Consider the following 19,497-nt stretch of genomic DNA (forward strand, 5'->3'; position numbering starts at 1 on the left):
AGGCCAGCCCGACCATCATCGAGGACGGCTGCTTCATCGGCGCCCGCGCCGAAGTGGTGGAAGGCGTGATCGTCGAAAAGGGCAGCGTCATCGGCATGGGGGTGTTCCTGGGCCAGTCCACGCGCATCTACAACCGCGCCACCGGCGAAATCACCCAGGGCCGCATCCCCGCCGGCAGCGTGGTGGTGTCGGGGTCGCTGCCTTCGGCCGACGGCAAGTACTCGCTGTACTGCGCGGTGATCGTCAAGCAGGTGGATGCCAAGACGCGTGCGAAAACTTCTGTCAATGAACTCCTGCGCGGGGCGGTAGAGTAGGGCCGTCCCCCCACAGGAACGCCGCGATGCACTCCAATTTCCGATTGGCCACCTGGTTGCTGGCCGCCTGCCTGCTGGCGGCCGGCCCGGCCCTGGCCCAGGTCGACCTGGCCGGCTTCACCAAGCTCGACAGCTTCAGCGACATCAAGCTGTCGCCCACCGGTGAGTACTATGCCGCCACGGTTCCGCTAGGCGACCGGACCGGACTGGTGGTGATGCGTCGCGACGGCAACGACGTAACGGCGCAGTTTGCCCTGGGCAAGGACACCCACATCGAGGACTTCGAGTGGGTCAACGACACGCGCCTGTTGCTGTCGATGGCCGAAAACTTCGGAATGGACGACACCCCCAGCGCCACCGGCGAAATATTCGGCGTCGATGCCGATGGCAAGAACGTCGAACTGCTGGTGGGCTACCGCGCGGTTGGGTCCGGTCCTGGTTCGCGCATCCAGACCCGTACCCAGGAATCGGTGGCGGCCTACCTGCTCGATGCCCTGCCCGATGAAGAGCACGATGTGCTGATCGAGGTCTGGCCGTTCCACGACGACCCCTACACCCGCGTCGAGATCATGGACGTGCGCAACGGCAAGCGCCGGCCGGTGGCCCGTTCGCCTGTGCAGCGCGGCAACTTCACGGTCGACCACGCCCGCGAGGTGCGCTTTGTGCGTGGCTATGGCCAGGACAACGCCAGCATGCTCTACCACCGCAAGGGCGAAGGCGACGAGTGGGCGCTGATCAACAACGAGAAAGAGACCGGCCGGGTGGATATCCCGGTGGGCTTCTCGGCGGACAACCAGGTCGCCTACCTGCGTTCGGACAGCCGGAAGGCGCCCGATGCGATCGTGGCCTTCGACACCCGCACCGGCGAACGCCGCCCGCTGCTGCAGCACGAGGTCGTGGATCCTTATGTGGTGCTCTACAGCCTGGGCGACCGGGGTATCCCGGTGGGCGCCCAGTACCTGGGTGACAAGGTCGAGCAGCGCTTCTTCGACCCGGCGTCGCCGGAGGCGAAGCTGTACACGATGCTGCAGGCCGCGTTCCCGGGCCAGGCGGTCTACGTCACCTCCACCACCCGCGACGGCAAGCTCGCGCTGGTTCAGGTCACCGCCGGCAACAACCCGGGCGACTTCTACCTGTTCGACGTCACCAACCGGAAGGCCGGTTACCTGCTCAGCCGCCGCCAGTGGATCGACCCCGAGACCATGGGCGGGGTCAGGCCGGTCACCCTGAAGGCGCGCGATGGTCTCGACCTGCACGGCTTCCTCACTCTCCCGCCGGGTTCCGGGGGCAAGAACCTGCCCGCCGTCGTCTACGTGCACGGTGGCCCCTACGGCGCCTTCGACCAGCTTGGCTTCGACACCGAAGCGCAGCTCCTGGCCCGTGCCGGTTATGCCGTGCTGCAAGTCAACTTCCGGGGCTCGGGCAACTACGGCCGGGGGTTCCAGGAAGCGGGTGCCCAGCAGTGGGGCAAGGCCATGCAGGACGACGTGACCGACGCCACCCGGTGGGCCATCGAGCAGGGCATCGCCGACCCGGAACGCATCTGCATATACGGCGGCAGCTACGGCGCCTACGCCGCGATGATGGGCGCGGCCCGCGAACCGGACCTGTATGCCTGCGCGGCCGGTTATGTCGGCGTGTACGACCTGGACCTGATGGTGCGCCAGGACAAGCGCGACAGCCGCTTCATGTCCAACTTCACCAGCCAGTGGATCGGTGAGGCTGGCAGCCTGTCCGCCGTCTCGCCGACGCGGCTGGCCGATCGGATCAAGGCGCCGGTATTCCTGGCCGCGGGAGGGGAAGACCGCGTCGCGCCGGTCGAACACACCGAGCTGATGGAAAGCGCGCTTCGCAAGGCCGGCGTGCCGGTTGAGTCCCTGGTCTACAAGAACGAGGGTCATGGGTTTTACAAGGAAGAGCATCGGACCGAGTATTACCGGCGGCTGCTGGGTTTCCTTTCCCGCCACATCGGTGGCCAGCAGGCAAAATAGGCACGAGGAGCTGCCGGCATGACGGCGATCTACGGACTGAACAAATGCGACACCTGCCGCAAGGCGCGCAACTGGCTCAAGCGTTTCGATGTGCCGCATGAGTTCGTCGACTATCGCGCCAACCCGTTGCCCCCGGCCACGCTCAAGGCCTGGGCGGCGTCGCTGGGCGGCTGGGAGAAGCTCGTGAACAAGGCCTCGACCACCTGGCGGCAGCTGCCCGAAGGCCGCAAGTCGCCGGCGTCCGACCCGGAGTGGACGCTGCTGCTGCGCGAGCACCCAGCCCTGGTCAAACGCCCGGTGGTGGTGACCGACGACGGCCAGGTCAGCGTCGGCTTCAGCGACAATGGCTTCAAGCAGCGCTTTGGGGTGGGCAAGTGAGCGAGGTCCTGGCCCTGGCGCGCGAGCTGATTTCCCGGCGTTCGGTGACCCCGGACGACGCGGGCTGCCAGGACCTGGTGGCGCAGCGCCTGGCGCGCGCCGGTTTCCGCATTGAATGGCTCGACGCCGGCGAGGTGCGCAACCTCTGGGCCACGCATGGCCAGGGCGGCGACGTGTTCTGCCTGCTTGGCCACACCGACGTGGTGCCGCCGGGCCCGCGCGAGGCCTGGGACAGCGACCCGTTCGAGCCCAGCGAACGCGACGGCGTGCTCTATGGCCGCGGTGCCGCCGACATGAAGGGCAGCGTCGCCGCGTTCGTTATCGCGGCCGAAGAGTTCGTCGCGGCGCACCCGGAGCACCCGGGTACGCTGGCCATCCTGCTGACCTCGGACGAGGAGGGCGACGCCATCGATGGCGTGCGCCAGGTCGCCCGGCGCTTCAAGGAAGAAGGCCGGCCGATCCACTTCTGCATCACCGGCGAACCTTCGTCGAAAGCCGCGCTGGGCGACCTGCTGCGCGTCGGCCGCCGCGGCTCGCTGTCGGGCCGGCTGCGGGTGAAGGGCATCCAGGGCCACGTGGCTTATCCGGAAAAGGCCCGCAATCCGATCCACCAGGCGCTGCCGGCGCTGGCCGAACTCAGCGCGCGCGCCTGGGACGAGGGCTATCCGGAGTTCCCGCCCACCAGCTTCCAGATCTCGAACATCCAGTCCGGCACCGGCGCCAACAACGTCATCCCGGGCGACTGCGAGCTGCAGTTCAACTTCCGCTTCAATCCGGGCTGGACCGCTGAAGGCCTGGAATCGGAAGTGCACGCCGTGCTCGACCGCCACGGCCTGGACTACGCGCTGCACTGGCACCGAAGCGGCGAACCCTTCCTCACCGGCGAAGGCCGGCTGCGCGCGGCCGCGCGCGCGGTCATCAGCGAACAGCTGGGTCTGGTGCCGGAAGAAAACACCGGCGGCGGCACCTCGGACGCCCGCTTCATCGCGCCTCTCGGCGCCGAGGTGGTGGAGCTGGGGCCCATCAACGCCAGCATCCACAAGGTCAACGAACACGTCGTTGTCGAAGAACTCGAGCGCCTCCCCGCGCTTTACCGAGCCATCGTCGAACGCCTGCTGCTCGCCTGATCCTCCCGCACGTCCTCCCCGGTGTTCCCCTGGTCGTCCGTCTGGTTCAGGCCGCGGCCTTGAACCAGGCCTGTTCCGCCGCCGGCGTGACCTGCGCCGACTCACGCAGTTCGCGCAGGATGCCCAGCACCTGCCGGTGCACGGCCTGCAGGCCCGTGTGCGGCGTCTGCCGGGTTTCGTGGTAGACCACCGCCAGCCACAGCGCCACGGAACGCTGGCGCAGCTGTATGGACCGGTCGCGCACGCGCCCGGCCGTCACCGAAGCCACGGGGCTCCAGGGTCGGTAGAGCATCGATTCGCTGGCGCCGTGCCAATGCGGGTGGGGCAGGACCGAAGCCGCCTGGATTTCCGCCAGGGTCTGGTCCGCGGTGGTCTTGCGCTGCGTGGCGTCCAGGGCGCGCACGGCCTTGAGCACGGCCGCCGCCTGGCGCTGCAACATCAGCTGGCGGCATATCGCCAGCCCGTTCACTAACATGTCCATCCAACCTACCTCGCCGAAAAGAAGTTCGGTGCGGTAGACCGCTCCCCCTGACGGCGATCTCTCCGTCCCTGTCCCGGCGGAGCGAGCCGGGGCAGCGCCCCGTTTATGGACCATTTAGTGACGGCTGTCAGGTTCTGCCTGCGGAAATGTGAACTGGTTCACGTTTCAGGGGCTGAGCCTGAGCACGTGCGCGGGCTCGCCGGGCAGGAAGGGCGTGGCTTCGCCGCGAACCCAGGCCGCGTGGCCCGCGCCCCAGAACGGCGACAGCGGGTGCCCGGACTGGCCGCCGGGCATGTGCGCGAAACCCTCGGCCTCGCGTCCCGGCGAGACCACCATGCGTTCACTGGCGCCGAAACCCGGCGCCTGCACCAGCGGCATGTTGCCGTCGCCGGGCAGCGGCTCGGCCGGCATGCACAGCAGGCCCTGCAGCAGGCCGGGCAGGGCGCCCGCCAGCGGGTGGCAGATGCGCGCGGTATTGCGTTCGCCCCAGTTTCGGTCCGCCAGCGGGCCGGCTTCCTCGAGCTGGCCGCGGATATCGCGCGCGGCGTCTGCCAGCAGCGCGTCCCAGCTGGCGAACTTGCGCGGCAGCAGGTGCGCCGGCCGCTGCTGCACCAGTGGCCAGGCGAAGGCTTCGGCCTGGGGCAGATCGGGCATCACGAAGTCCTCGCCCAGCGCGGCCTGGGCCGGCGCCATCAGCCCGTTCTGGATGCGTTCGATCACCGCCAGGCGCCAGGCCCGGACGATGCGGTAGTCCACGGCATCGACGCTGGCGCGGCCGGTCCAGTCGGCGCTGGCTTCGGCCAGGGCCTGCAGGTCGGCGTCGCCGCCGCGGCTGGCTTCGGCCTGCAGCAGCGCATGCCAGCGCTGCAGGAACAGGGCGCGGTTGTCGAGCTGCAGGGCCAGCAGGTCGGCTTCGCTGAAGCCCGAACCCGCGCGCAGCGTGTCGCGGATCTGGCGGGCGCGGGCGCCGTTGGCGTAACCGGCGTCGCCGACCAGGGCCAGCGCCTCGCCGTCGACCACGCGCGCGTTGGCGGTCCACAACACGCCGTCCGCCGGGTCCACCAGGCTGGGGTTTTCGGTGGGCGCCAGCCAGCCGGCCCAGCGGCAGGCCTGTTCAACCCGCAGCGGCTGTGCGGGCGCACAGTCGCCGGCGCGTTCGGGCAGCTGGGCGGTCAGGCGCCAGGCGATGCGGCCATGGCGGTCGGCCATCAGCAGGTTCTGGGCCGGGATGCCGGCAACGTCGGCCACGGCCAGGCCCTGGTCGAGGTTGCCGGCGAAGGCCATGTCGGCCAGGCCGAAGTTCAGGGCGCCGGGCAGCTGGGCGGTCCAGCGCAGCGCCAGGGCATCGCCGTTTTCCAGATCGACCGTGATCGGGCCCCAGCGGGTCTCGCGCACTTTGAGTTCGACCGGCTTGCCACCCTTCACTTCGATCCACTCGCTGTCGGTGCGCAGCACGGCTTCGCCGCCGGGCACGCGGTAGCGCAGCCTGTCGGCATCGGTGAACTCGACGCGGTAGAAATCCAGCCAGTCGCCGTAGCTGTTGGTGAAGCCCCAGGCGACGTGGCCATTGCTGCCGACGATCACCGCCGGGATGCCGGGCAGGGTGAAGCCGCTGACATCGACCTGGCCGCCGGGTGCGCGCGCATCGGGATAACGCAGGCGCGCGCGGAACCAGATGTTCGGTGCGCCCAGGCCCAGGTGCATGTCGTTGGCGACGATGGCACGGCCATCGCTCGTGCGGCTGCCGGCGACGGCGAAGTTGTTGCTGCCGGGGGCGGCCGGTTCGGACACGGCGTAATCGCCGTTTTTTTCGGGCATGGGCAGCGTACGCAGGTCCACTTCGTCGACGCCGGGCAGGGCGGGATTGCCGCGCGGTTCGCCGAACAGCGGTGCGTCCCACTCGCTGCCGTCGGTGGCGACCAGGTCGTAGAGCGGCGCCGGCAGCACTTCGCGGATGCGCCACAGCGCCAGTTCGCGCGAGTTCGATTCGTCCTGCAGGTCGAAGAACATCGCGTAGCCGGCCAGTGCGGTGTCCTCCACCGTCCACGGCTGCGGATCGGCCCGCAGCAGCAGGTAGGGCCAGGGCGTGCCGTCCAGGGCCAGCACGCCGGCGTTGACGCCATCGCGGTAGGCCTCGAGCGCGGGCAGGCGGTCGCCGGCGATCTGGCCCAGGTGTTCGCGCAGGCGCGCCCGCAGGCGGTGCACGCGCACCTGCTTGTCGCGGTCGATCGCGATCTCGCCGAACAGCGCCGACAGTTCGCCGGCCGCCGAGCGCCGCAGCAGGTCCATCTCGAAGAAACGTTCCTGCGCGTGCACGAAGCCCAGGGCCCGGGCGGCGTCTACTTCGTTGGCTGCATCGATGGTGACGATGCCCAGGGCGTCGCGGCTGACCGTCACCGGCGCCGATAGCCCGGGCAGGGCCAGGTCGCCTTCCAGCGTGGCCAGGCTGCCGCGCATGGCCCAGTAGCCGGCGAACACCGCGACCAGGACCAGGATGAGCACGACCGCAAGCAGGCGAATGAATACTCGGGCGGTCTTGCGCATGCGTGCGGCTCCGGGGCTGGTGGCGAAAGGCCAAGGATGGCCGAAGCGGGCGCCCGCCGCCACGGGGTGCTTGCGCGGGCGTGCGGCCCATGCCTATGCTCGGCCCATGCGCGCGATCTTCGTGAACAACGCCAATAACAATAATCGTCCCCCTTCGCGGGTCGACGACTAGGCGCGCACCACTAAAAAACTGCCCCAGTCCCGACGGCCCGCACTGACCCCAGTGCGGGCCGTTTCCTTTTGCGCGAATGAAATTCCAAGGAGACCTGCCCATGTGTTCCATCCTCGGCGTCCACGACGCCCGCCCCGGTGCCGACCTGCGTGGCCTGCGGCCGCTGGCCCTGTCGCTGTCGGCGCTGCAGCGGCACCGCGGCCCCGACTGGTCGGGCGTGTTCGAATCGCCGGCCTGCCTGCTGGTGCACGAGCGCCTGGCCATCGTCGATCCCGCCGGCGGCGCCCAGCCACTTCGTTCGGCCGACGGCCAGCTGGCGCTGGCGGTGAACGGCGAGATCTACAACCACCGCGAACTCGCCGATGGCCTGGCGATGCCCTACGAGTTCATCAGCGGCTCGGACTGCGAGGTCATCAACGCGCTGTACCGGCAGGAGGGTCCGGACGCGGTGGCGAAGCTCAATGGCATCTTCGCGTTTGCGCTGTGGGACGCGGCGGCGAAGCGGCTGGTGGTGGCGCGCGACCCGCTGGGCGTCTGCCCACTTTACTGGGGCCACGACGGCGACGGCCGGCTGTGGCTGGCCTCGGAAATGAAGGCGCTGGCGCGACTGTGCGCCGACGTTTCGGCGTTTCCGCCGGGGCACGTCTACGACAGCAGCACCGGCGAACTGCGCCGTTTCCATCCGCAGCCCTGGCGTGACTACGAGGCCACGCGCGGCGTCACCACCACGCCGGCGGCGCTGCGCGAGGCCTTCGAACAGGCCGTGCACCGGCAGATGATGACCGACGTGCCCTATGGCGTGCTGCTCAGCGGCGGCCTGGATTCATCGCTGGTGGCGGCCTGCGCGGCGAAGTTCGCGCGCCAGCGGGTGGAGGACGACGACCGCAGCGAAGCCTGGTACCCGCGCCTGCACAGTTTCGCGATCGGTCTGCCGGGTTCGCCGGATCTGGCGGCGGCCGAACGCGCCGCGGCGGCGCTGGGTACGGTGCACCACGGTTTCACCTATGGTTTCCAGGAAGGCGTGGACGCGCTGCCGGAGGTGATCCGGCACATCGAAAGTTACGACGTCACCACCGTGCGCGCTTCGACGCCGATGTACCTGCTGGCGCGGCGCATCAAGGCCATGGGCGTGAAGATGGTGCTCAGCGGCGAGGGCAGCGACGAAATCTTCGGCGGCTACCTGTACTTCCACAAGGCCCCGGATGCGCGCGAGTTCCACGCCGAGTGCGCAAGATCGACGCCCTGCACCAGTTCGACTGCCTGCGCGCGAACAAGGCGATGATGGCCTGGGGCGTGGAGGCGCGGGTGCCGTTCCTGGACCTGGAGTTCCTTGCCCTGGCGATGTCTCTCGACGCCGAGGCAAAACGCTGCGGGCCCGACCGCATGGAAAAGGCGATGCTGCGCGAAGCCTTCGAAGGCGCGCTGCCCGACGACATCCTTTGGCGGCAGAAGGAACAGTTCAGCGACGGCGTCGGCTACGGCTGGATCGACGGCCTCAGGGCCCTGGCCGAGGCCCGCGTCAGCGACGCGATGCTGGCCGAGGCGCCGCTGCGTTTCCCGGTGAATCCGCCGGCCAGCAAGGAAGCGTACTGGTACCGCGACCTGTTCGAACGCAGTTTCCCCGGCGACGCCTGCGCGCGCACGGTGCCGGGTGGCAAGTCGATCGCCTGTTCGTCACCGGCGGCGATCGCCTGGGATGCCACGTTCGCAGCCGCCGCCGACCCTTCCGGGCGGGCGGTGGCCGGCGTGCATGGCGACAGCCCGCGCGAACGCAGGCGGTCGGTCAGCGGTTGATGATGCGCGGGTCGCAGTCGCGGGTTTCGCCGGTGGCCTGGTTCTCGACGATGACCGAGTACTTCACGTCGGCCGGCCCGGTATTGCGGTTGAAGATGTTGACCACGTGGGACTGGCCACCGCCCGAGAAGGACATCTGGTCCTGGCCTTCCCCGGAAAAGGTGACGTCGGCGATACCGTAGCCCTGGTCGGTAAGGCGGACCTGGATCTTCTTGCTGCCGGTGTTCGAGGTCACGTCGACGTTGCCGGCACCGTCCGAGCCGCCGCTGAAGGTGCAGGTGGCGGGGTCGAGTTCGACCTTGAAGTCGTTGCCCCCGGCACCCTGGGCGAGGACGGGCTGGGCGAGCATGGCGAGCAGCAGGAACAGCGGCACGAATTCACTACGGCGCATGGGTGGATCCTCTTGTAGTTGTGTCTTGTTCCGGCGCGAAGGCGCCGGTGAGGGTGTAGGCCGGTTCCATTCGGGGATCGCGGTAACCGGCTTGGTCCAGCACCTGTTGCAACGTCACAAGGCGCGCGGACTGGCCAAGGTTGATGGCCAGGAGCCGGCGCACGGGGTGGAACTCGAAGGTCTGCTGCTCCTGGCGGTCCAGCAGCCGGGCCGCCGCGGTCCAGGTGGCCTGTGCGGCCGCGTGGTCGCCGCCCGCTGCCTGGGTGGTGCCCAGGACCTCGGCGGTGCGGGCCAGCTCCGCCAGGCGCTGGGCCGAATAGTCGGTGCCGGCGACCAGGTCGGACATGCGCCGGTGGGCGTCGGCCGCCACCCGCCGGGCGCCTGCCACGTCGCCGGTCGCGAGCGCCCGCAGTGCCTTCAGCCGCAGCCCATGGGACAGGTCCACCACGGCGGCGGCGTTGCTGGGGTCCTGGGCGGACAGGTTTTCCATGCCCGCGACCAGGTCGTCGAGCTCCCGTGCCTGCGCGGCCGTCCACTTTGCCGGGGCGGTGAGGCCAAGCCGGGTAAGCCCGACCCAGTGGGCACTTCGTGACCACGAGGCATTCTGCCGGTCGCGGGCCGTGAGCCGGCTGAAGATGTCGGCGCCGCGCTCGACCAGGGGCGAGGCCAGGTCGGCGTGGCCGAGCCCAAGCTGGGCATTGGCCTGGAAGACCAGATTCCGGCCGAGCAAATAGGTGGCGTGGACGTTGTCGCCGCGCTCGTGAAGCGATTGCAGCAGCCGCGAGACTTCGGCGAAACCTTGTTCGCCGCCCGCGAGGTCGCCGTCGTCGAAGCGCGTGGAGCCGATCCAGGACCAGGTTTCCGCCAGCGCGATGGTCAGGTCCGGGTCGCCGGGGTTGCGGGCGAGTTCCTGCTCGGTGATGTCGCGGCACAGGCCGAAGTAGGCCAGGGCGGTCTTGCTGTCGCCGCGGGCGCGCGACAGGCTGCCCAGGTTCGAATAGGCGTAGGACAGTTCCAGGTTGTAGTCGCTGTTGCCGGGCTCGCGGTGCTGCAGCGCCAGGCTGTGGCGCAGGTAGTTGTGCATCGCGGTCTCGGCCTTGTCGAGCTGGCCGCGTTCCCAGGCCACGTAGCCGACCCAGAATTCGGCCTGGCCGAGTTCGAACAGGTAGTCGTTGTTGTCGGGCTCGGCTTCGTGCAACTGTCGGGCCTGTGCCAGCGCCTGTTCGAAGGAGGCCAGCGCGGCTTCGAGCTTGCCCTGGTTGAAGCGCACGTCGCCGATCTGTTTGAGCGCCACCGCCCGCGCCAGGAATTCGCTGGACGTGCCGCGTTCACCAAGCGTGGCGAAATAACCCATGGCTTCGTCGCCGACCGAGTCGAGAAGCTCGAGCTTGCCGATCGGCTCGAGTTTGCTGCGCAGGTCGCCAAGCATGAAGCCGATCAGCGCCTCGGCCTGCTGGCGACGCATCTCCGATTCCTGTTTGGACTTGAAGGCGTACAGCGCCAGCCCCACCGTCATCGCCGCCACCGCCAGCGACGCCACGGCCACGCCGGCCCAGGTGCGTGCCTGGCGCTGGGCGTCGCGGCGCTTGAGTTCATCCACGCCGACGTCGAGCAGGCCGGCGGCGATCTTGAGCATGGCGTTGCGGCGCCCGTCGCCGGCGGGCGTGGCGTCGGCGGCCAGCGGTTCGTGCAGCAGCTTGCCCTGTTCGTCGTGCAGCAGCGCCGTCGGGAAGGCGCACTGCGTCGAGTGAATGTCGGGCTGGCCGGCGACGAGATAGCAGAAGATCCGATGGCCGCGGCCCGACGCACGGAAATGGCGGATCTCTTCGTTGACCCAGCGCGAGGCCGCCGCCGCCGGGGAGCAGATCACCACAAGGGCCTCGGAATCATCCATCGCCTGGCAGATCGAGTCCGACAGGTCGTGGGCCGAGGCAAGCTCATCCTGGTCGCGGAACACCGGATAAAGGCGGGCCGGCAGGTCGGGCTTGCTGGCCCGCAGTGCCGCAGGCGGGCGATAGCGTTCGAGCGCACGCTGGAGCCAGCGCGCCGCCGCGGCGTCGGTGTGGCTGTAGCTGATGAAAGCGCGATAGCGCCGCGGCGGGGTCATGCGGCGCCTGCGCCGGCACGCAAGGTTTCAAAGGCGGCGACGTGCCTGGCCAGCCGGTCGGCGTCGCAGGTTTCGCAAAGCCAGGGTTTGCCCTTGCCGGTGGTCATGTGCAGCGTGTATTGCCGGCATTTCTTGCAGGCGATCGAAGCCACCGGCCCGTTGCTTGCCACGAACAGGTCGCAGTCGATGTCGGGGCGGCGGCCGGCCAGGCGCGCGAGCTCCTCCATCGGGAACACGTTTGCCAGTGACAGCCAGCGCAGTTTCTGCATCGCCGCCAGCGGCGCCAGCGAGCCGTCGTCGACGCGGACCGTGTGCAGGCTCAGGCGCTCGACTTCTCGCAAGTTCGCCAGCGCTGCCAGGGAGGGGATCTTCAGCGGTTTGATGCTGTTTGAGTCGCCGGCCAGGCCCAGCGCGCGCAGGCCTTGCAACCCCTGCAGGAAAGCAAGGTCGGCCGACTCGCGCACGTTGTGCAGCTCCAGGTCGACCAGCGCCGGCAGCGTTGCCAGTGCCTCCAGGCCGGTCGCCGACGGCGCGCCGCCCAGGTGGAAGTGCGACAGCGCACGGTGGCCGGCCAGGGGCGCCAGCGTGGTGATGGCGCTCCACTTCACGTACAGGCCCTGCAGCCCTGGCATGGCGCAGGCGGCTTCGAAGATTTCCTGCGTAACCTTGCTGTGGAACCAGAGCGTGCGCACCTCGCCGAGGCTCGGCAGCAGCTCGCACCACTTGCCTACAAGCGCGCGCTGCTCGCGGGCGGGCAGGTTGGTCTGGGTGATCGCCAGCGACAGTCGTTCGCCGCCGGCGTACTGCCCGGGGTCCCGGATCGTGGCGGGCGGGAAATTTCGCTGTGGACGGTGGTGCCAGTAGCTGTCGCCCGGCAGTTCGAGCGCGGCGCGCAATTGCTTCTGCACCAGCAGGGGTTCCAGGGCCGACCTGAGACCTTCATGCAACGGTTCGTCCACCGGTGTCCCCTTGGGTGTCAGAAACTGGAGCCAGGCTGCGAGAGGAATTCCACTTCTTCGGCCGTCGACTCGCGGCCCAGGATCTTGTTGCGGTGCGGGTAACGCCCGAAGCGGTCGATGATGGCCTTGTGCCGGAGCTCGAAGTCCAGGTTGTTCGCCGGCGCGTGTTCGCGGTACAGCACTTCCGCGATTTCATGGATGCGCGCCGATTCGCTGTGCATGTAGGGCAGCAGCAGGAAGCTGCGTTCGGTGGGCGTCAGCGCGGCCAGCGTGCCGGCGGCAACGGCTTCCTGGGCCAGCACCAGCGCAACCGGGTCGCAGGCAAAGGCGCCGGGCGTACCGCGGTGGATGTTGCGGGGGAACTGGTCGAGCACGATGATCTCGGCCAGCCGGCCGCGGGCGTTGCCGCGCCAGCTGTACAGCTCGCCGGCGGCGGCTTGCCGCAGCACGCCGAGGAAGCGGTCGCGGATGAGCGCGTCGAACCCGGCGTCAACCTTCCACCAGCGTTCCGGTGGGGTCTGTTCGAACCAGAAGTCGAGGATGTCCTGTGGCGACATGGCTCAGGCTCCCGCCGCGGCGCGGTCGCGGCGCCGTCCGGCCAACACGGCCAGGCTGGTGCTGGCCAGCACCGCCACGATGGCCACGCCGGCGAACCAGAGCGGATGCGGGATCATCGCCAGGTTGGCGACCACGGCGGCCAGGACCAGGGCCCCCACCACCGCCGCCAGCACGCCGCGCCGGCCCGGCGCGAGCAGCGCCGCCACCAGCCCGCCGGCATAGGCCCCGGCCACCCAGGCCAGGAGCACGAACAGCAGCGCGCCGACCGGCATCGCCGCCACGGCGGCCTTGATCTGTTCGAGATTGCCCGGGTCGAGGCCTTCCGGCGGCGGATACACCGCATGCCCCAGGGCTTCAAAGCCCGCCACGACGAAGCCGGCCACGAGGGCGCCAGCGAGGAAGGCCAGGACGTAGCGCAGGATTTTCATCGCGTGTTCCGGATGGCTGGCGAAGCCTGAAGCCTAGGGCGCCCGGGCAGGCAGGGCAACCACCTTCGGACCCGTCGATTACCCCGCCGCGGCGAAGGCCTGCTTGATCCAGCCGGCCAACTCGGCGTCGACCTGCGACACGTCGGTGAGCTTGACCTGGTAGTTGCACATCTTGCCGGGCGGGAGTTTCTCCAGCCGCGGGGAGTCCGGCAGTTCCTTGATGTTCAGGCCCAGCTCGACGCGGGAATTGGTGGGCGGGCCGATCATCGCGAACTGCTTCTTGCGGCGGTAGCTGATGTATTTCTGCTTGGGCGCCGCCTCGAATTCGCCCAGCGGGCTCATTCTCGCCAGCAGGGCTTCGTGGATGGGGCGAAGGGCAGCCTTCGGGCCGGTGTATAGCGCGTCCAGCGGATCTTCTACGGCCTGTTTCGGCGCCGCCGCCTGTTTCGCCACATGGGCCAGGGTGTTGGCATCCCCATGGCCCAGCCCGAGTTCGGCCTTGAGGTGAGCGACGATCTCGCCGTGTTTCGCCAGCCCGCTGGCGCGGATGATGGCGAACAGATCATCGAGCGATTTGCCGGTGCGTGCCTGGATGTTGCGCAGCTGGGTTTCCACCGCTTTCTGGATATCGGTCATGGTCGTCTCCCCGGGAAAGGGTTTGTCATGTGGAATTCGTGGGCGTCTTCGCCCACGACCTCGAAACCGAGTCGTTCGTAGAGTTGCTTCGCCGGGTTGGCCTTGAGCACCGAAAGCGCCACCGGAACGCCGGCTCGCGCAGCTTCGGTCATCACGTCTTCCATCAGTCGCCGGCCGAGGCCCTGGCCCCTCACGCCTTCTGAAAGCTGGATCTGCAGCACGTGCCACTGGCCGGGCTCGCGCAGCAGCTTCAGCAGCCCGACGGGGGTGCCGTCGGCCAGCACGATCTGTGCGCAGTCGAAACGGTGCATCACCCGCAGCATGAAGTCGTCGCTGCTGCCATGCAGGCCCGCGGCGGCCAGGTGCGGGCCCATGCTTTCCTGGCGCAGCGCCAGCAGGAAAGGCAGGTCGGACTCGGTGGCTGGGCGTTGGCTAAGTTGCATCAGCCACCGGAATCCTGGCCGCTTCGCGGCGGAGCCTGGCGTCAAGCAGCAGGAAGCCAAGGGGCAGCACGGAACACAGCAGGGCCAGCAGCCAGGCGAGCACCGACCAGCGCTGGAGGTGGCTGACCAGCAGCGACATCGCCACGAACGCCAGCCACAGCACCCCGTGCGCCATGCCGACCGGCCAGACGAAATCAATGCCGAACTGGTAGCGCGCAGGCATCGCGACGAAGAGCAGCGTGATCAGGGACAGGCCCTCGATGAGGCTGAGCAGGCGGAAGGCGTTGAGCATGCGTGGAAAGTCCCCGGAGCAGTGGTCGAAGTGGGAGTTCAGGTCCGGCGGGAAGGATCCCTGATCCTGGCCGATGCCTGCGTCGTGAGTCCGATGCCGAGCGCCACCAGGGCCACGACGTCGCCAGTGACGATGGCGGCAATCGCGGCGTTGTAGTTGCCGGTCGACCATGCGATCAGCAGGAAGGCGAAGACGCTTACCAGCCCGGCGAAAAACGCCATCGGCTGCAGCGCCGGCCGGAATGCGGCCACGACCAGGAAAGCACCCAGCAAACCGAACAGCACCGCCCGGTGCCGCATAAGGATGGCCAGGCTGGGGTCGGAGAAGTCGAGCCCATAAAGCGTTGCCAGCTGATCGGCACCCAGCACGCCCATGACCGGCAGCAGGTGGATGACGCCGGCGACCAGCAGCGAAGCCGATATGACAAGGGCAGGGAGCTTCATGACTGCATGTTCACGGAATCAGGGCCAGCAGGTCGGTGACGCCAACATCCACGCCGCTTTGGCTGAGCAGGGTCGTTGCCTGCCCGCGGTGGTGGGTCTGGTGGTTGAAAAAATGCAGCAGCAAGGCGCCGAACGGACGGCAGTAGGGCGTGCCGGCCATGTTGCGGTAGGTGATGTCGCCGGCAAGGTGCGCGGGCGTCAGCTCAGCGGCCCAGGCTTCGATCAGGTCATCCAGCCGGATCCGCTGCTGGCGCAGGCCGGGCAGGTCGGGCGCCAGGGGCTGGTCCAGGCGCGAAGGCACGGGGAACTGAGCAAGGGCTGCCAGGCTGGCGAATCCGTCTTCGTGCTGGGCGAAGCGGTGCAGCCAGATGGTGTCGGCGACGGCGATGTGGTTCAGGGTGGCGAGCAGGGAGCCAAAGAAGGCGCCCCTGTCGGCAGTAAGCGTCTCGTGGTCGAGCGTGGCCGCAGCCGCGTACAGGCGGTCGTTCATCCAGTGGTTGTAGCGGGCCATCAGGACGGCGGACTCTGGCGTCATGACCTGTTGCCCCGGTAGTACTCAGCCCGCGGCAGGGGTCGGCCGGTAGCCCAACAGGCGTGCCGGCAGGAACAAGACGGTCTTGAGCAGCGCGAACACCGCATCCACGGCGATGCCCAGCGCGCGGAAGGGCAGGCTTAGCAGCCACAGTACCGGCCACAGGACCAGCACCAGGATGGCCAGCGGCCAGGCCAGCACGAACAGCAGGCACCAGAGCAGGGCGATGAGCAGGGTTTTCATGGGGGACTCCCGTGATGGTCCGACGTGGAGGATGTTACCGGGGACGTGCGCCCGGATGTAAAGGCGGGGTTATTCGGGGGTCGCGAAAAATGCCCGTGGGTTCATCCCAGCCAGGCGAAAGCTTGCGCCAGCTTCTCGCCCGCCTTGTCTTCGATGACCTGGTCGTGGCCAACCACGACCCGTTGTACCGGCAGCGAAAGCAGGGGCTGCACGGAACGCGCCAGTGCCCGCTTGTCGCGGGTCGCAAGTTTCATCGTCCGGGACATCCCCAGCTTCCCGCGTACGCCCAGGATCCTGGCGGCCAGGGAGGTAAGGCCCCGGTTTTCCGACGAAAAACAAAAAAGCAGGTCGGTCAGGATCAGGGTGCCGGAGGCGGCGTGGTACCAGGCCGTTTCATTGATGATCGGCAGGCCTTCGATGAAGTAGCCCTGCAGGTCGTTACACCAGGGTGGGTCGGACGGGATGCCGCGGAACCTGGCCAGCTCCGGCCGTTTGCCTTCCAGCCCCGGGGCAATGAAACCCTCGGCGGAAGGGTGAGCTTCCAGGAAGGGGAGGAAAAAGAGGTGATGGCTCTTGTTCGGCGCCAGGACGTAACGAACCGTGCCCAAGGCAGCCAGCTGCCCGAGCAGGGACGGCGTCGGCGAAATCGGCGAATGCACCCACAAACTGCCATCCCGAAGGCGCACGACGGTCATCCGGGTCGTGAGCGACAGCGGGCCAAACGAAAGCGCCTGCTGGGCATGCCAGATCTGGTCGGGAACCAGGCATTGAAGTGACATCGGGAACTCCTGCCCGCTCACTGTAGCGCAGGCCCTTCGTGCTCTGTCTTTGCGCCCTGGAACGCATCGAAGATGCGGCGGTGGAAGGAGTAGGACCACGGGTCCTGCCGCTCGTAGTAGCCAGCCACCCAGGCCTGCAGGTTGTCGAGCATCGCGTCCTGGGCATCCTTGGACGCGTACTTGTGGGGTTCCCAGGGGCGCCTGAGGTTGTTTTCCAGGCAGGCGTCCAGGCCGGGGTTCAGGAACACGAGCTCGGTGCAGTGGCTGGCCGCCGCCTCCACCAGTTCCCCGTAGCAGCCCTCGATAACCCAGCGCTCGTGGCTGGAGATGAAGTCGGACAGGGACGCGGCAATCGCCTGCGCCGGGCGCTGCACCGCAATCTTGCCCGGTTCCCAGACAATTGCGTCGAGGTCGAGGTGGGCCAACGCATGCTGCGCGGCCAGTCGGGTCGCCAGGGTGCTCTTGCCGGAACCGGAGTTGCCAAAAACAAGGATCCTCATACCGGCCATTCTAGAGCTCCAATGCCAGATGACTTGTGCCCTGAACACCCGTGTTAAGCCGCGCGCCGATCAAGCGCTTATCCAATGCTCCGCCAGCAGCGTCATGCCCACGCCGAGCACCGCCCCCAGCGGGGGCGCCCAGTGCCGGTTCAGGCGCGACTGGGGTGCGATCTCCTGGAACATCAGGTACACCAGGCCGCCAGCGGCGAGCAGCATGATCACGCCCAGCGCCCGCGGGTGCCCCGCCAGGCCGAAGTGGGCGGAAAGTCCGGCAATGGGCCCGAGAGGCACGAGCAGCACCATCATAAGCATCAGCTTTCCCCGGGCCATCGACCGGGACGCCTGCAGCTCGCGATAGGCGTTGAAACCCTCCGGCAGGTTCTGCAGGCCGATGACCAGGGCCAGGACCATCGCCATGTCGGGATTGGTGGCCACCAGACCACCCAGTGCGATGCTTTCGGGGACGAAGTCCACCAGCATGCCGGTGAGCTGCGGCGACTCGCGCCGCCGCAGGCCCAGGCTGCGTTCGAGCAGGAAGAACAGCAGTCCGCCGGCGAGGAATGCGCTGACCGCCAGCGATGAACTGCCCACCATCCTTGTTCCCTGCGGCAACAGGACCTGGAACGCCGCACCAAGCAGCAGGCCGCCGCCGAAGGCAATGATGAAATGGCGCAGTTCGTTTTCGAGCCAGCGCGGACGGAGGTGTTCGAGGCTCGCGAGCGCGCCGCCGACCGGGATGCCGGCGCCGGCGGCGGTGGTCAGCGCGACGATGAGCAAGACCTCAGGCACCTGGACCTCCATCCGGGCCACGAAAAAGGGCCCACAAGACCAGCCCGCCCAGAACGAGCGACGAGGCTCCGACCAGCGGGAGCAAGCGCAAAGCTTCGGGCACGGCCCACCGGGCGAACCGATGGTGCCAGCGCCAGGGCACGAGCAGAAGGCCAGCCGTGGTGGCCACCAGTACCCAGCCGAACACACTGAAAGCGCCGGGCCAGGACGCGCGTGGCGCGGCCAGGAGGAAGGCGCCACCCACGAGGAAGCGGGCGGCAAGTTCCGCGTAGTGTTTGTACGGGGAGTCGGCAAAGCCGAGGAGAAAGCGGCTGGCACGCGCAGGCACGACCAGGGAAGCCGCGCCCAGTGCGACGAAAAACACCGCAACCATGGCAACCACGGCCAGGGCGACTGTTTCGATCATCCTGGTTCCTGCTTCAGCCCTTTGGGCGAGACCTCAGGAAGGCCACTGGTGGCCGCCGGAAAATCAGCATACGACGGCGCGGCACCAAGGTCCTGATCCCAGGGGGCGCGACTGGCCATGAAGATGTTCCCATCGGGGGCCTTTACGTCGCCCGTGTCCAGGCTCCCGGCCGGCACGACCAGAAGATCCGGGCTGGAACAGGGCAGGGCCGAACCACAGGTGGCGCAGAAGCTTCGCGCGTGGCGCGTGTCGGCCAGCTTGTAGGTTGCTACCCGGTCCTGGCCAGAGAGCCAGGTCAGTTTTGCATTGGCTGAGAACAGGTTTGCCGCGTTCGCCGAGCCCGTGTCCTTCCGGCAGCGGGAACAGTGGCACAGATAAAAGCGATCAAACGATCCTTCGATCGTGTATCTGACTGATCCACACAAGCATGATCCTGCGAATTGCGAACTCATCATGGCTCCAATGAACGCTTAGGCCGCATCCAGCCACAACCAGAGCCAGAGATGCGAGCTACAAGGACACCACCCCACACTGATTCCAATGATGCTGCAAATGTCCCATGTCGCCGAACGACTGAGTTCAGCCGCGCCGAACGCGTCGGCTTGAATGATTAGTTAGGCTGCATCGCACTTAAGCCTCTCTAGCTCCGCCGTTATCTAATGGTCCTGCGCCAGCACATCGAAATTTGCGGGGTCTGATGTGGAAAAGCTATAGCTGACGCTTAGCGGTCCAGTGTTGAAAATTCGACTGCACGAGTAAATCGCGCCCTTTTCCTCGCACGCGAACACTAGCTCATCTTCACCAGAAGGGAGGCGCGCACTACTTTGGTCTGTGCCGCTCAACTTCCAGTACAAGGTGCCCCAATACAAGCGTGTATTCGCGATCTCAATCAAGCCGCTTGGTAGTAGGCGCACGCTCGTGTCGGGCTCTAGCGTGATGGTTCGGTAGAACGCATCAGGTTGAAGCGCGTGGTATCGGGTGAAGGCATGGGTGGCCTTGGGATAGATGCTAAGGCTGCCGACGCTGACTAAGCTGCGGCAGTTCGTTGAGGACTTTCTCCAGTAACAGCCACGCAAGGCGAGCCCCTCATCCTTGATGGTTCCGCCTGAAGGAATCCAGTGAGGTGCCGTAATTAGGCGATCGGACGGTACGCAATAGCGGCTGCCGGCGACCACTACACGCTCAATTCC

The 19,497-nt window shown here is 67.7% G+C and carries 23 protein-coding genes and 1 pseudogene; 5 read left to right on the forward strand and 19 right to left on the reverse strand.

Features of this window, described 5'->3' with window-relative positions:
• The 4 genes from AACZ35_RS04995 to dapE form a co-directional block, all read left to right on the forward strand.
• Window positions 1-314 (forward strand): DapH/DapD/GlmU-related protein (locus AACZ35_RS04995; RefSeq protein ID WP_339826733.1); only part of this gene is annotated, 314 nt, incomplete at its 5' end.
• 26 nt (window positions 315-340) lie between these two features.
• Complete coding sequence (locus tag AACZ35_RS05000; RefSeq protein ID WP_339826735.1) at window positions 341-2,305, forward strand: alpha/beta fold hydrolase; 1,965 nt, start codon at window positions 341-343, stop codon at window positions 2,303-2,305.
• Between the two features lie 18 nt (window positions 2,306-2,323).
• Window positions 2,324-2,683 carry a Spx/MgsR family RNA polymerase-binding regulatory protein gene (locus AACZ35_RS05005; RefSeq protein ID WP_339826737.1) on the forward strand — a complete coding sequence of 120 codons (360 nt, stop codon included), beginning with the start codon at window positions 2,324-2,326 and terminating at the stop codon, window positions 2,681-2,683.
• Window positions 2,680-3,810, forward strand: coding sequence for a succinyl-diaminopimelate desuccinylase (gene dapE, locus AACZ35_RS05010; RefSeq protein ID WP_339826739.1), 1,131 nt, complete (start codon window positions 2,680-2,682; stop codon window positions 3,808-3,810). The genes AACZ35_RS05005 and dapE overlap by 4 nt, the downstream gene beginning before the upstream one ends.
• Before the next feature lie 46 nt (window positions 3,811-3,856).
• Here dapE and AACZ35_RS05015 read toward each other — a convergent pair whose 3' ends face one another.
• Together AACZ35_RS05015 and AACZ35_RS05020 are read right to left on the reverse strand one after the other, a co-directional pair.
• Window positions 3,857-4,291 (reverse strand): hypothetical protein, encoded by a 435-nt coding sequence (locus AACZ35_RS05015; RefSeq protein WP_339826741.1) that lies wholly within the window; start codon window positions 4,289-4,291, stop codon window positions 3,857-3,859.
• Window positions 4,292-4,456: 165 nt separating this feature from the next.
• Window positions 4,457-6,835 carry a penicillin acylase family protein gene (locus AACZ35_RS05020; protein WP_339826743.1) on the reverse strand — a complete coding sequence of 793 codons (2,379 nt, stop codon included), beginning with the start codon at window positions 6,833-6,835 and terminating at the stop codon, window positions 4,457-4,459.
• 272 nt (window positions 6,836-7,107) lie between these two features.
• Between AACZ35_RS05020 and asnB the strand changes: the two are divergent.
• Window positions 7,108-8,801 (forward strand): annotated as a pseudogene (asnB, locus tag AACZ35_RS05025) (asparagine synthase B).
• On the opposite strand, the gene AACZ35_RS05030 reads toward asnB, so the two are convergent.
• The 17 genes from AACZ35_RS05030 to AACZ35_RS05110 all read right to left on the reverse strand — a co-directional run.
• Window positions 8,791-9,192, reverse strand: coding sequence for a hypothetical protein (locus AACZ35_RS05030; RefSeq protein ID WP_339826745.1), 402 nt, complete (start codon window positions 9,190-9,192; stop codon window positions 8,791-8,793). The pseudogene asnB and the gene AACZ35_RS05030 overlap by 11 nt on opposite strands.
• Window positions 9,182-11,299: a TIR domain-containing protein gene (locus AACZ35_RS05035; protein ID WP_339826747.1), complete on the reverse strand. Its 2,118-nt coding sequence runs from the start codon at window positions 11,297-11,299 to the stop codon at window positions 9,182-9,184. Before AACZ35_RS05035 ends, AACZ35_RS05030 begins: the two co-directional genes overlap by 11 nt.
• Window positions 11,296-12,258, reverse strand: coding sequence for a hypothetical protein (locus AACZ35_RS05040; RefSeq protein WP_339826749.1), 963 nt, complete (start codon window positions 12,256-12,258; stop codon window positions 11,296-11,298). Before AACZ35_RS05040 ends, AACZ35_RS05035 begins: the two co-directional genes overlap by 4 nt.
• A gap of 17 nt (window positions 12,259-12,275) precedes the next feature.
• Window positions 12,276-12,815, reverse strand: coding sequence for a DUF924 family protein (locus AACZ35_RS05045; RefSeq protein ID WP_339826751.1), 540 nt, complete (start codon window positions 12,813-12,815; stop codon window positions 12,276-12,278).
• A 3-nt stretch (window positions 12,816-12,818) separates the two neighbouring features.
• Complete coding sequence (locus AACZ35_RS05050; RefSeq protein ID WP_339826753.1) at window positions 12,819-13,244, reverse strand: hypothetical protein; 426 nt, start codon at window positions 13,242-13,244, stop codon at window positions 12,819-12,821.
• Window positions 13,245-13,322: 78 nt separating this feature from the next.
• Window positions 13,323-13,880: a DUF4287 domain-containing protein gene (locus AACZ35_RS05055; RefSeq protein ID WP_339826755.1), complete on the reverse strand. Its 558-nt coding sequence runs from the start codon at window positions 13,878-13,880 to the stop codon at window positions 13,323-13,325.
• Window positions 13,877-14,323 carry a GNAT family N-acetyltransferase gene (locus AACZ35_RS05060; protein ID WP_339826757.1) on the reverse strand — a complete coding sequence of 149 codons (447 nt, stop codon included), beginning with the start codon at window positions 14,321-14,323 and terminating at the stop codon, window positions 13,877-13,879. Before AACZ35_RS05060 ends, AACZ35_RS05055 begins: the two co-directional genes overlap by 4 nt.
• Window positions 14,313-14,615 (reverse strand): DUF3817 domain-containing protein, encoded by a 303-nt coding sequence (locus tag AACZ35_RS05065; RefSeq protein ID WP_339826759.1) that lies wholly within the window; start codon window positions 14,613-14,615, stop codon window positions 14,313-14,315. Before AACZ35_RS05065 ends, AACZ35_RS05060 begins: the two co-directional genes overlap by 11 nt.
• Window positions 14,616-14,653: 38 nt before the next feature.
• Complete coding sequence (locus AACZ35_RS05070) at window positions 14,654-15,058, reverse strand: hypothetical protein (protein WP_339826761.1); 405 nt, start codon at window positions 15,056-15,058, stop codon at window positions 14,654-14,656.
• Between the two features lie 10 nt (window positions 15,059-15,068).
• Window positions 15,069-15,593: a DinB family protein gene (locus AACZ35_RS05075; RefSeq protein ID WP_339826763.1), complete on the reverse strand. Its 525-nt coding sequence runs from the start codon at window positions 15,591-15,593 to the stop codon at window positions 15,069-15,071.
• A gap of 21 nt (window positions 15,594-15,614) precedes the next feature.
• Complete coding sequence (locus AACZ35_RS05080; protein WP_339826765.1) at window positions 15,615-15,833, reverse strand: hypothetical protein; 219 nt, start codon at window positions 15,831-15,833, stop codon at window positions 15,615-15,617.
• Window positions 15,834-15,934: 101 nt separating this feature from the next.
• Window positions 15,935-16,612, reverse strand: coding sequence for a DUF4336 domain-containing protein (locus AACZ35_RS05085; RefSeq protein WP_339826767.1), 678 nt, complete (start codon window positions 16,610-16,612; stop codon window positions 15,935-15,937).
• 17 nt (window positions 16,613-16,629) lie between these two features.
• Window positions 16,630-17,112, reverse strand: coding sequence for a shikimate kinase (locus AACZ35_RS05090; RefSeq protein ID WP_339826769.1), 483 nt, complete (start codon window positions 17,110-17,112; stop codon window positions 16,630-16,632).
• Window positions 17,113-17,181: 69 nt separating this feature from the next.
• Window positions 17,182-17,901 carry a hypothetical protein gene (locus AACZ35_RS05095; RefSeq protein ID WP_339826771.1) on the reverse strand — a complete coding sequence of 240 codons (720 nt, stop codon included), beginning with the start codon at window positions 17,899-17,901 and terminating at the stop codon, window positions 17,182-17,184.
• On the reverse strand, window positions 17,894-18,307 hold the full coding sequence (locus AACZ35_RS05100) for a hypothetical protein (RefSeq protein ID WP_339826773.1): 414 nt from the start codon (window positions 18,305-18,307) through the stop codon (window positions 17,894-17,896). Before AACZ35_RS05100 ends, AACZ35_RS05095 begins: the two co-directional genes overlap by 8 nt.
• Window positions 18,304-18,759, reverse strand: a complete 456-nt coding sequence (locus AACZ35_RS05105; RefSeq protein ID WP_339826775.1) for a GFA family protein — start codon at window positions 18,757-18,759, stop codon at window positions 18,304-18,306. Before AACZ35_RS05105 ends, AACZ35_RS05100 begins: the two co-directional genes overlap by 4 nt.
• 204 nt (window positions 18,760-18,963) lie before the next feature.
• Window positions 18,964-19,497, reverse strand: a 534-nt coding sequence (locus tag AACZ35_RS05110; protein WP_339826777.1) for a hypothetical protein, incomplete at its 5' end; no start/stop codon positions are given.

This window comes from uncultured Arenimonas sp. (genome assembly GCF_963976025.1).
Classification (GTDB): Bacteria; Pseudomonadota; Gammaproteobacteria; order Xanthomonadales; family Xanthomonadaceae; genus Arenimonas.

Excerpts from the sequence above, each read along its gene's own strand:
- AACZ35_RS05100 (WP_339826773.1), bottom strand. The coding sequence starts at position 18,307 with ATGATCGAAACAGTCGCCCTGGCCGTGGTTGCCATGGTTGCGGTGTTT.
- AACZ35_RS05080 (WP_339826765.1), bottom strand. The coding sequence starts at position 15,833 with ATGAAAACCCTGCTCATCGCCCTGCTCTGGTGCCTGCTGTTCGTGCTG.
- AACZ35_RS05105 (WP_339826775.1), bottom strand. The coding sequence starts at position 18,759 with ATGAGTTCGCAATTCGCAGGATCATGCTTGTGTGGATCAGTCAGATAC.
- AACZ35_RS05070 (WP_339826761.1), bottom strand. The coding sequence starts at position 15,058 with ATGAAGCTCCCTGCCCTTGTCATATCGGCTTCGCTGCTGGTCGCCGGC.
- AACZ35_RS05085 (WP_339826767.1), bottom strand. The coding sequence starts at position 16,612 with ATGTCACTTCAATGCCTGGTTCCCGACCAGATCTGGCATGCCCAGCAG.
- AACZ35_RS05000 (WP_339826735.1), top strand. The coding sequence starts at position 341 with ATGCACTCCAATTTCCGATTGGCCACCTGGTTGCTGGCCGCCTGCCTG.
- AACZ35_RS05050 (WP_339826753.1), bottom strand. The coding sequence starts at position 13,244 with ATGAAAATCCTGCGCTACGTCCTGGCCTTCCTCGCTGGCGCCCTCGTG.
- AACZ35_RS05020 (WP_339826743.1), bottom strand. The coding sequence starts at position 6,835 with ATGCGCAAGACCGCCCGAGTATTCATTCGCCTGCTTGCGGTCGTGCTC.
- AACZ35_RS05060 (WP_339826757.1), bottom strand. The coding sequence starts at position 14,323 with ATGCAACTTAGCCAACGCCCAGCCACCGAGTCCGACCTGCCTTTCCTG.
- AACZ35_RS05090 (WP_339826769.1), bottom strand. The coding sequence starts at position 17,112 with ATGAGGATCCTTGTTTTTGGCAACTCCGGTTCCGGCAAGAGCACCCTG.
- AACZ35_RS05045 (WP_339826751.1), bottom strand. The coding sequence starts at position 12,815 with ATGTCGCCACAGGACATCCTCGACTTCTGGTTCGAACAGACCCCACCG.
- AACZ35_RS05065 (WP_339826759.1), bottom strand. The coding sequence starts at position 14,615 with ATGCTCAACGCCTTCCGCCTGCTCAGCCTCATCGAGGGCCTGTCCCTG.
- AACZ35_RS05030 (WP_339826745.1), bottom strand. The coding sequence starts at position 9,192 with ATGCGCCGTAGTGAATTCGTGCCGCTGTTCCTGCTGCTCGCCATGCTC.
- AACZ35_RS05075 (WP_339826763.1), bottom strand. The coding sequence starts at position 15,593 with ATGACGCCAGAGTCCGCCGTCCTGATGGCCCGCTACAACCACTGGATG.
- AACZ35_RS05055 (WP_339826755.1), bottom strand. The coding sequence starts at position 13,880 with ATGACCGATATCCAGAAAGCGGTGGAAACCCAGCTGCGCAACATCCAG.
- AACZ35_RS05015 (WP_339826741.1), bottom strand. The coding sequence starts at position 4,291 with ATGGACATGTTAGTGAACGGGCTGGCGATATGCCGCCAGCTGATGTTG.
- AACZ35_RS05005 (WP_339826737.1), top strand. The coding sequence starts at position 2,324 with ATGACGGCGATCTACGGACTGAACAAATGCGACACCTGCCGCAAGGCG.
- AACZ35_RS05035 (WP_339826747.1), bottom strand. The coding sequence starts at position 11,299 with ATGACCCCGCCGCGGCGCTATCGCGCTTTCATCAGCTACAGCCACACC.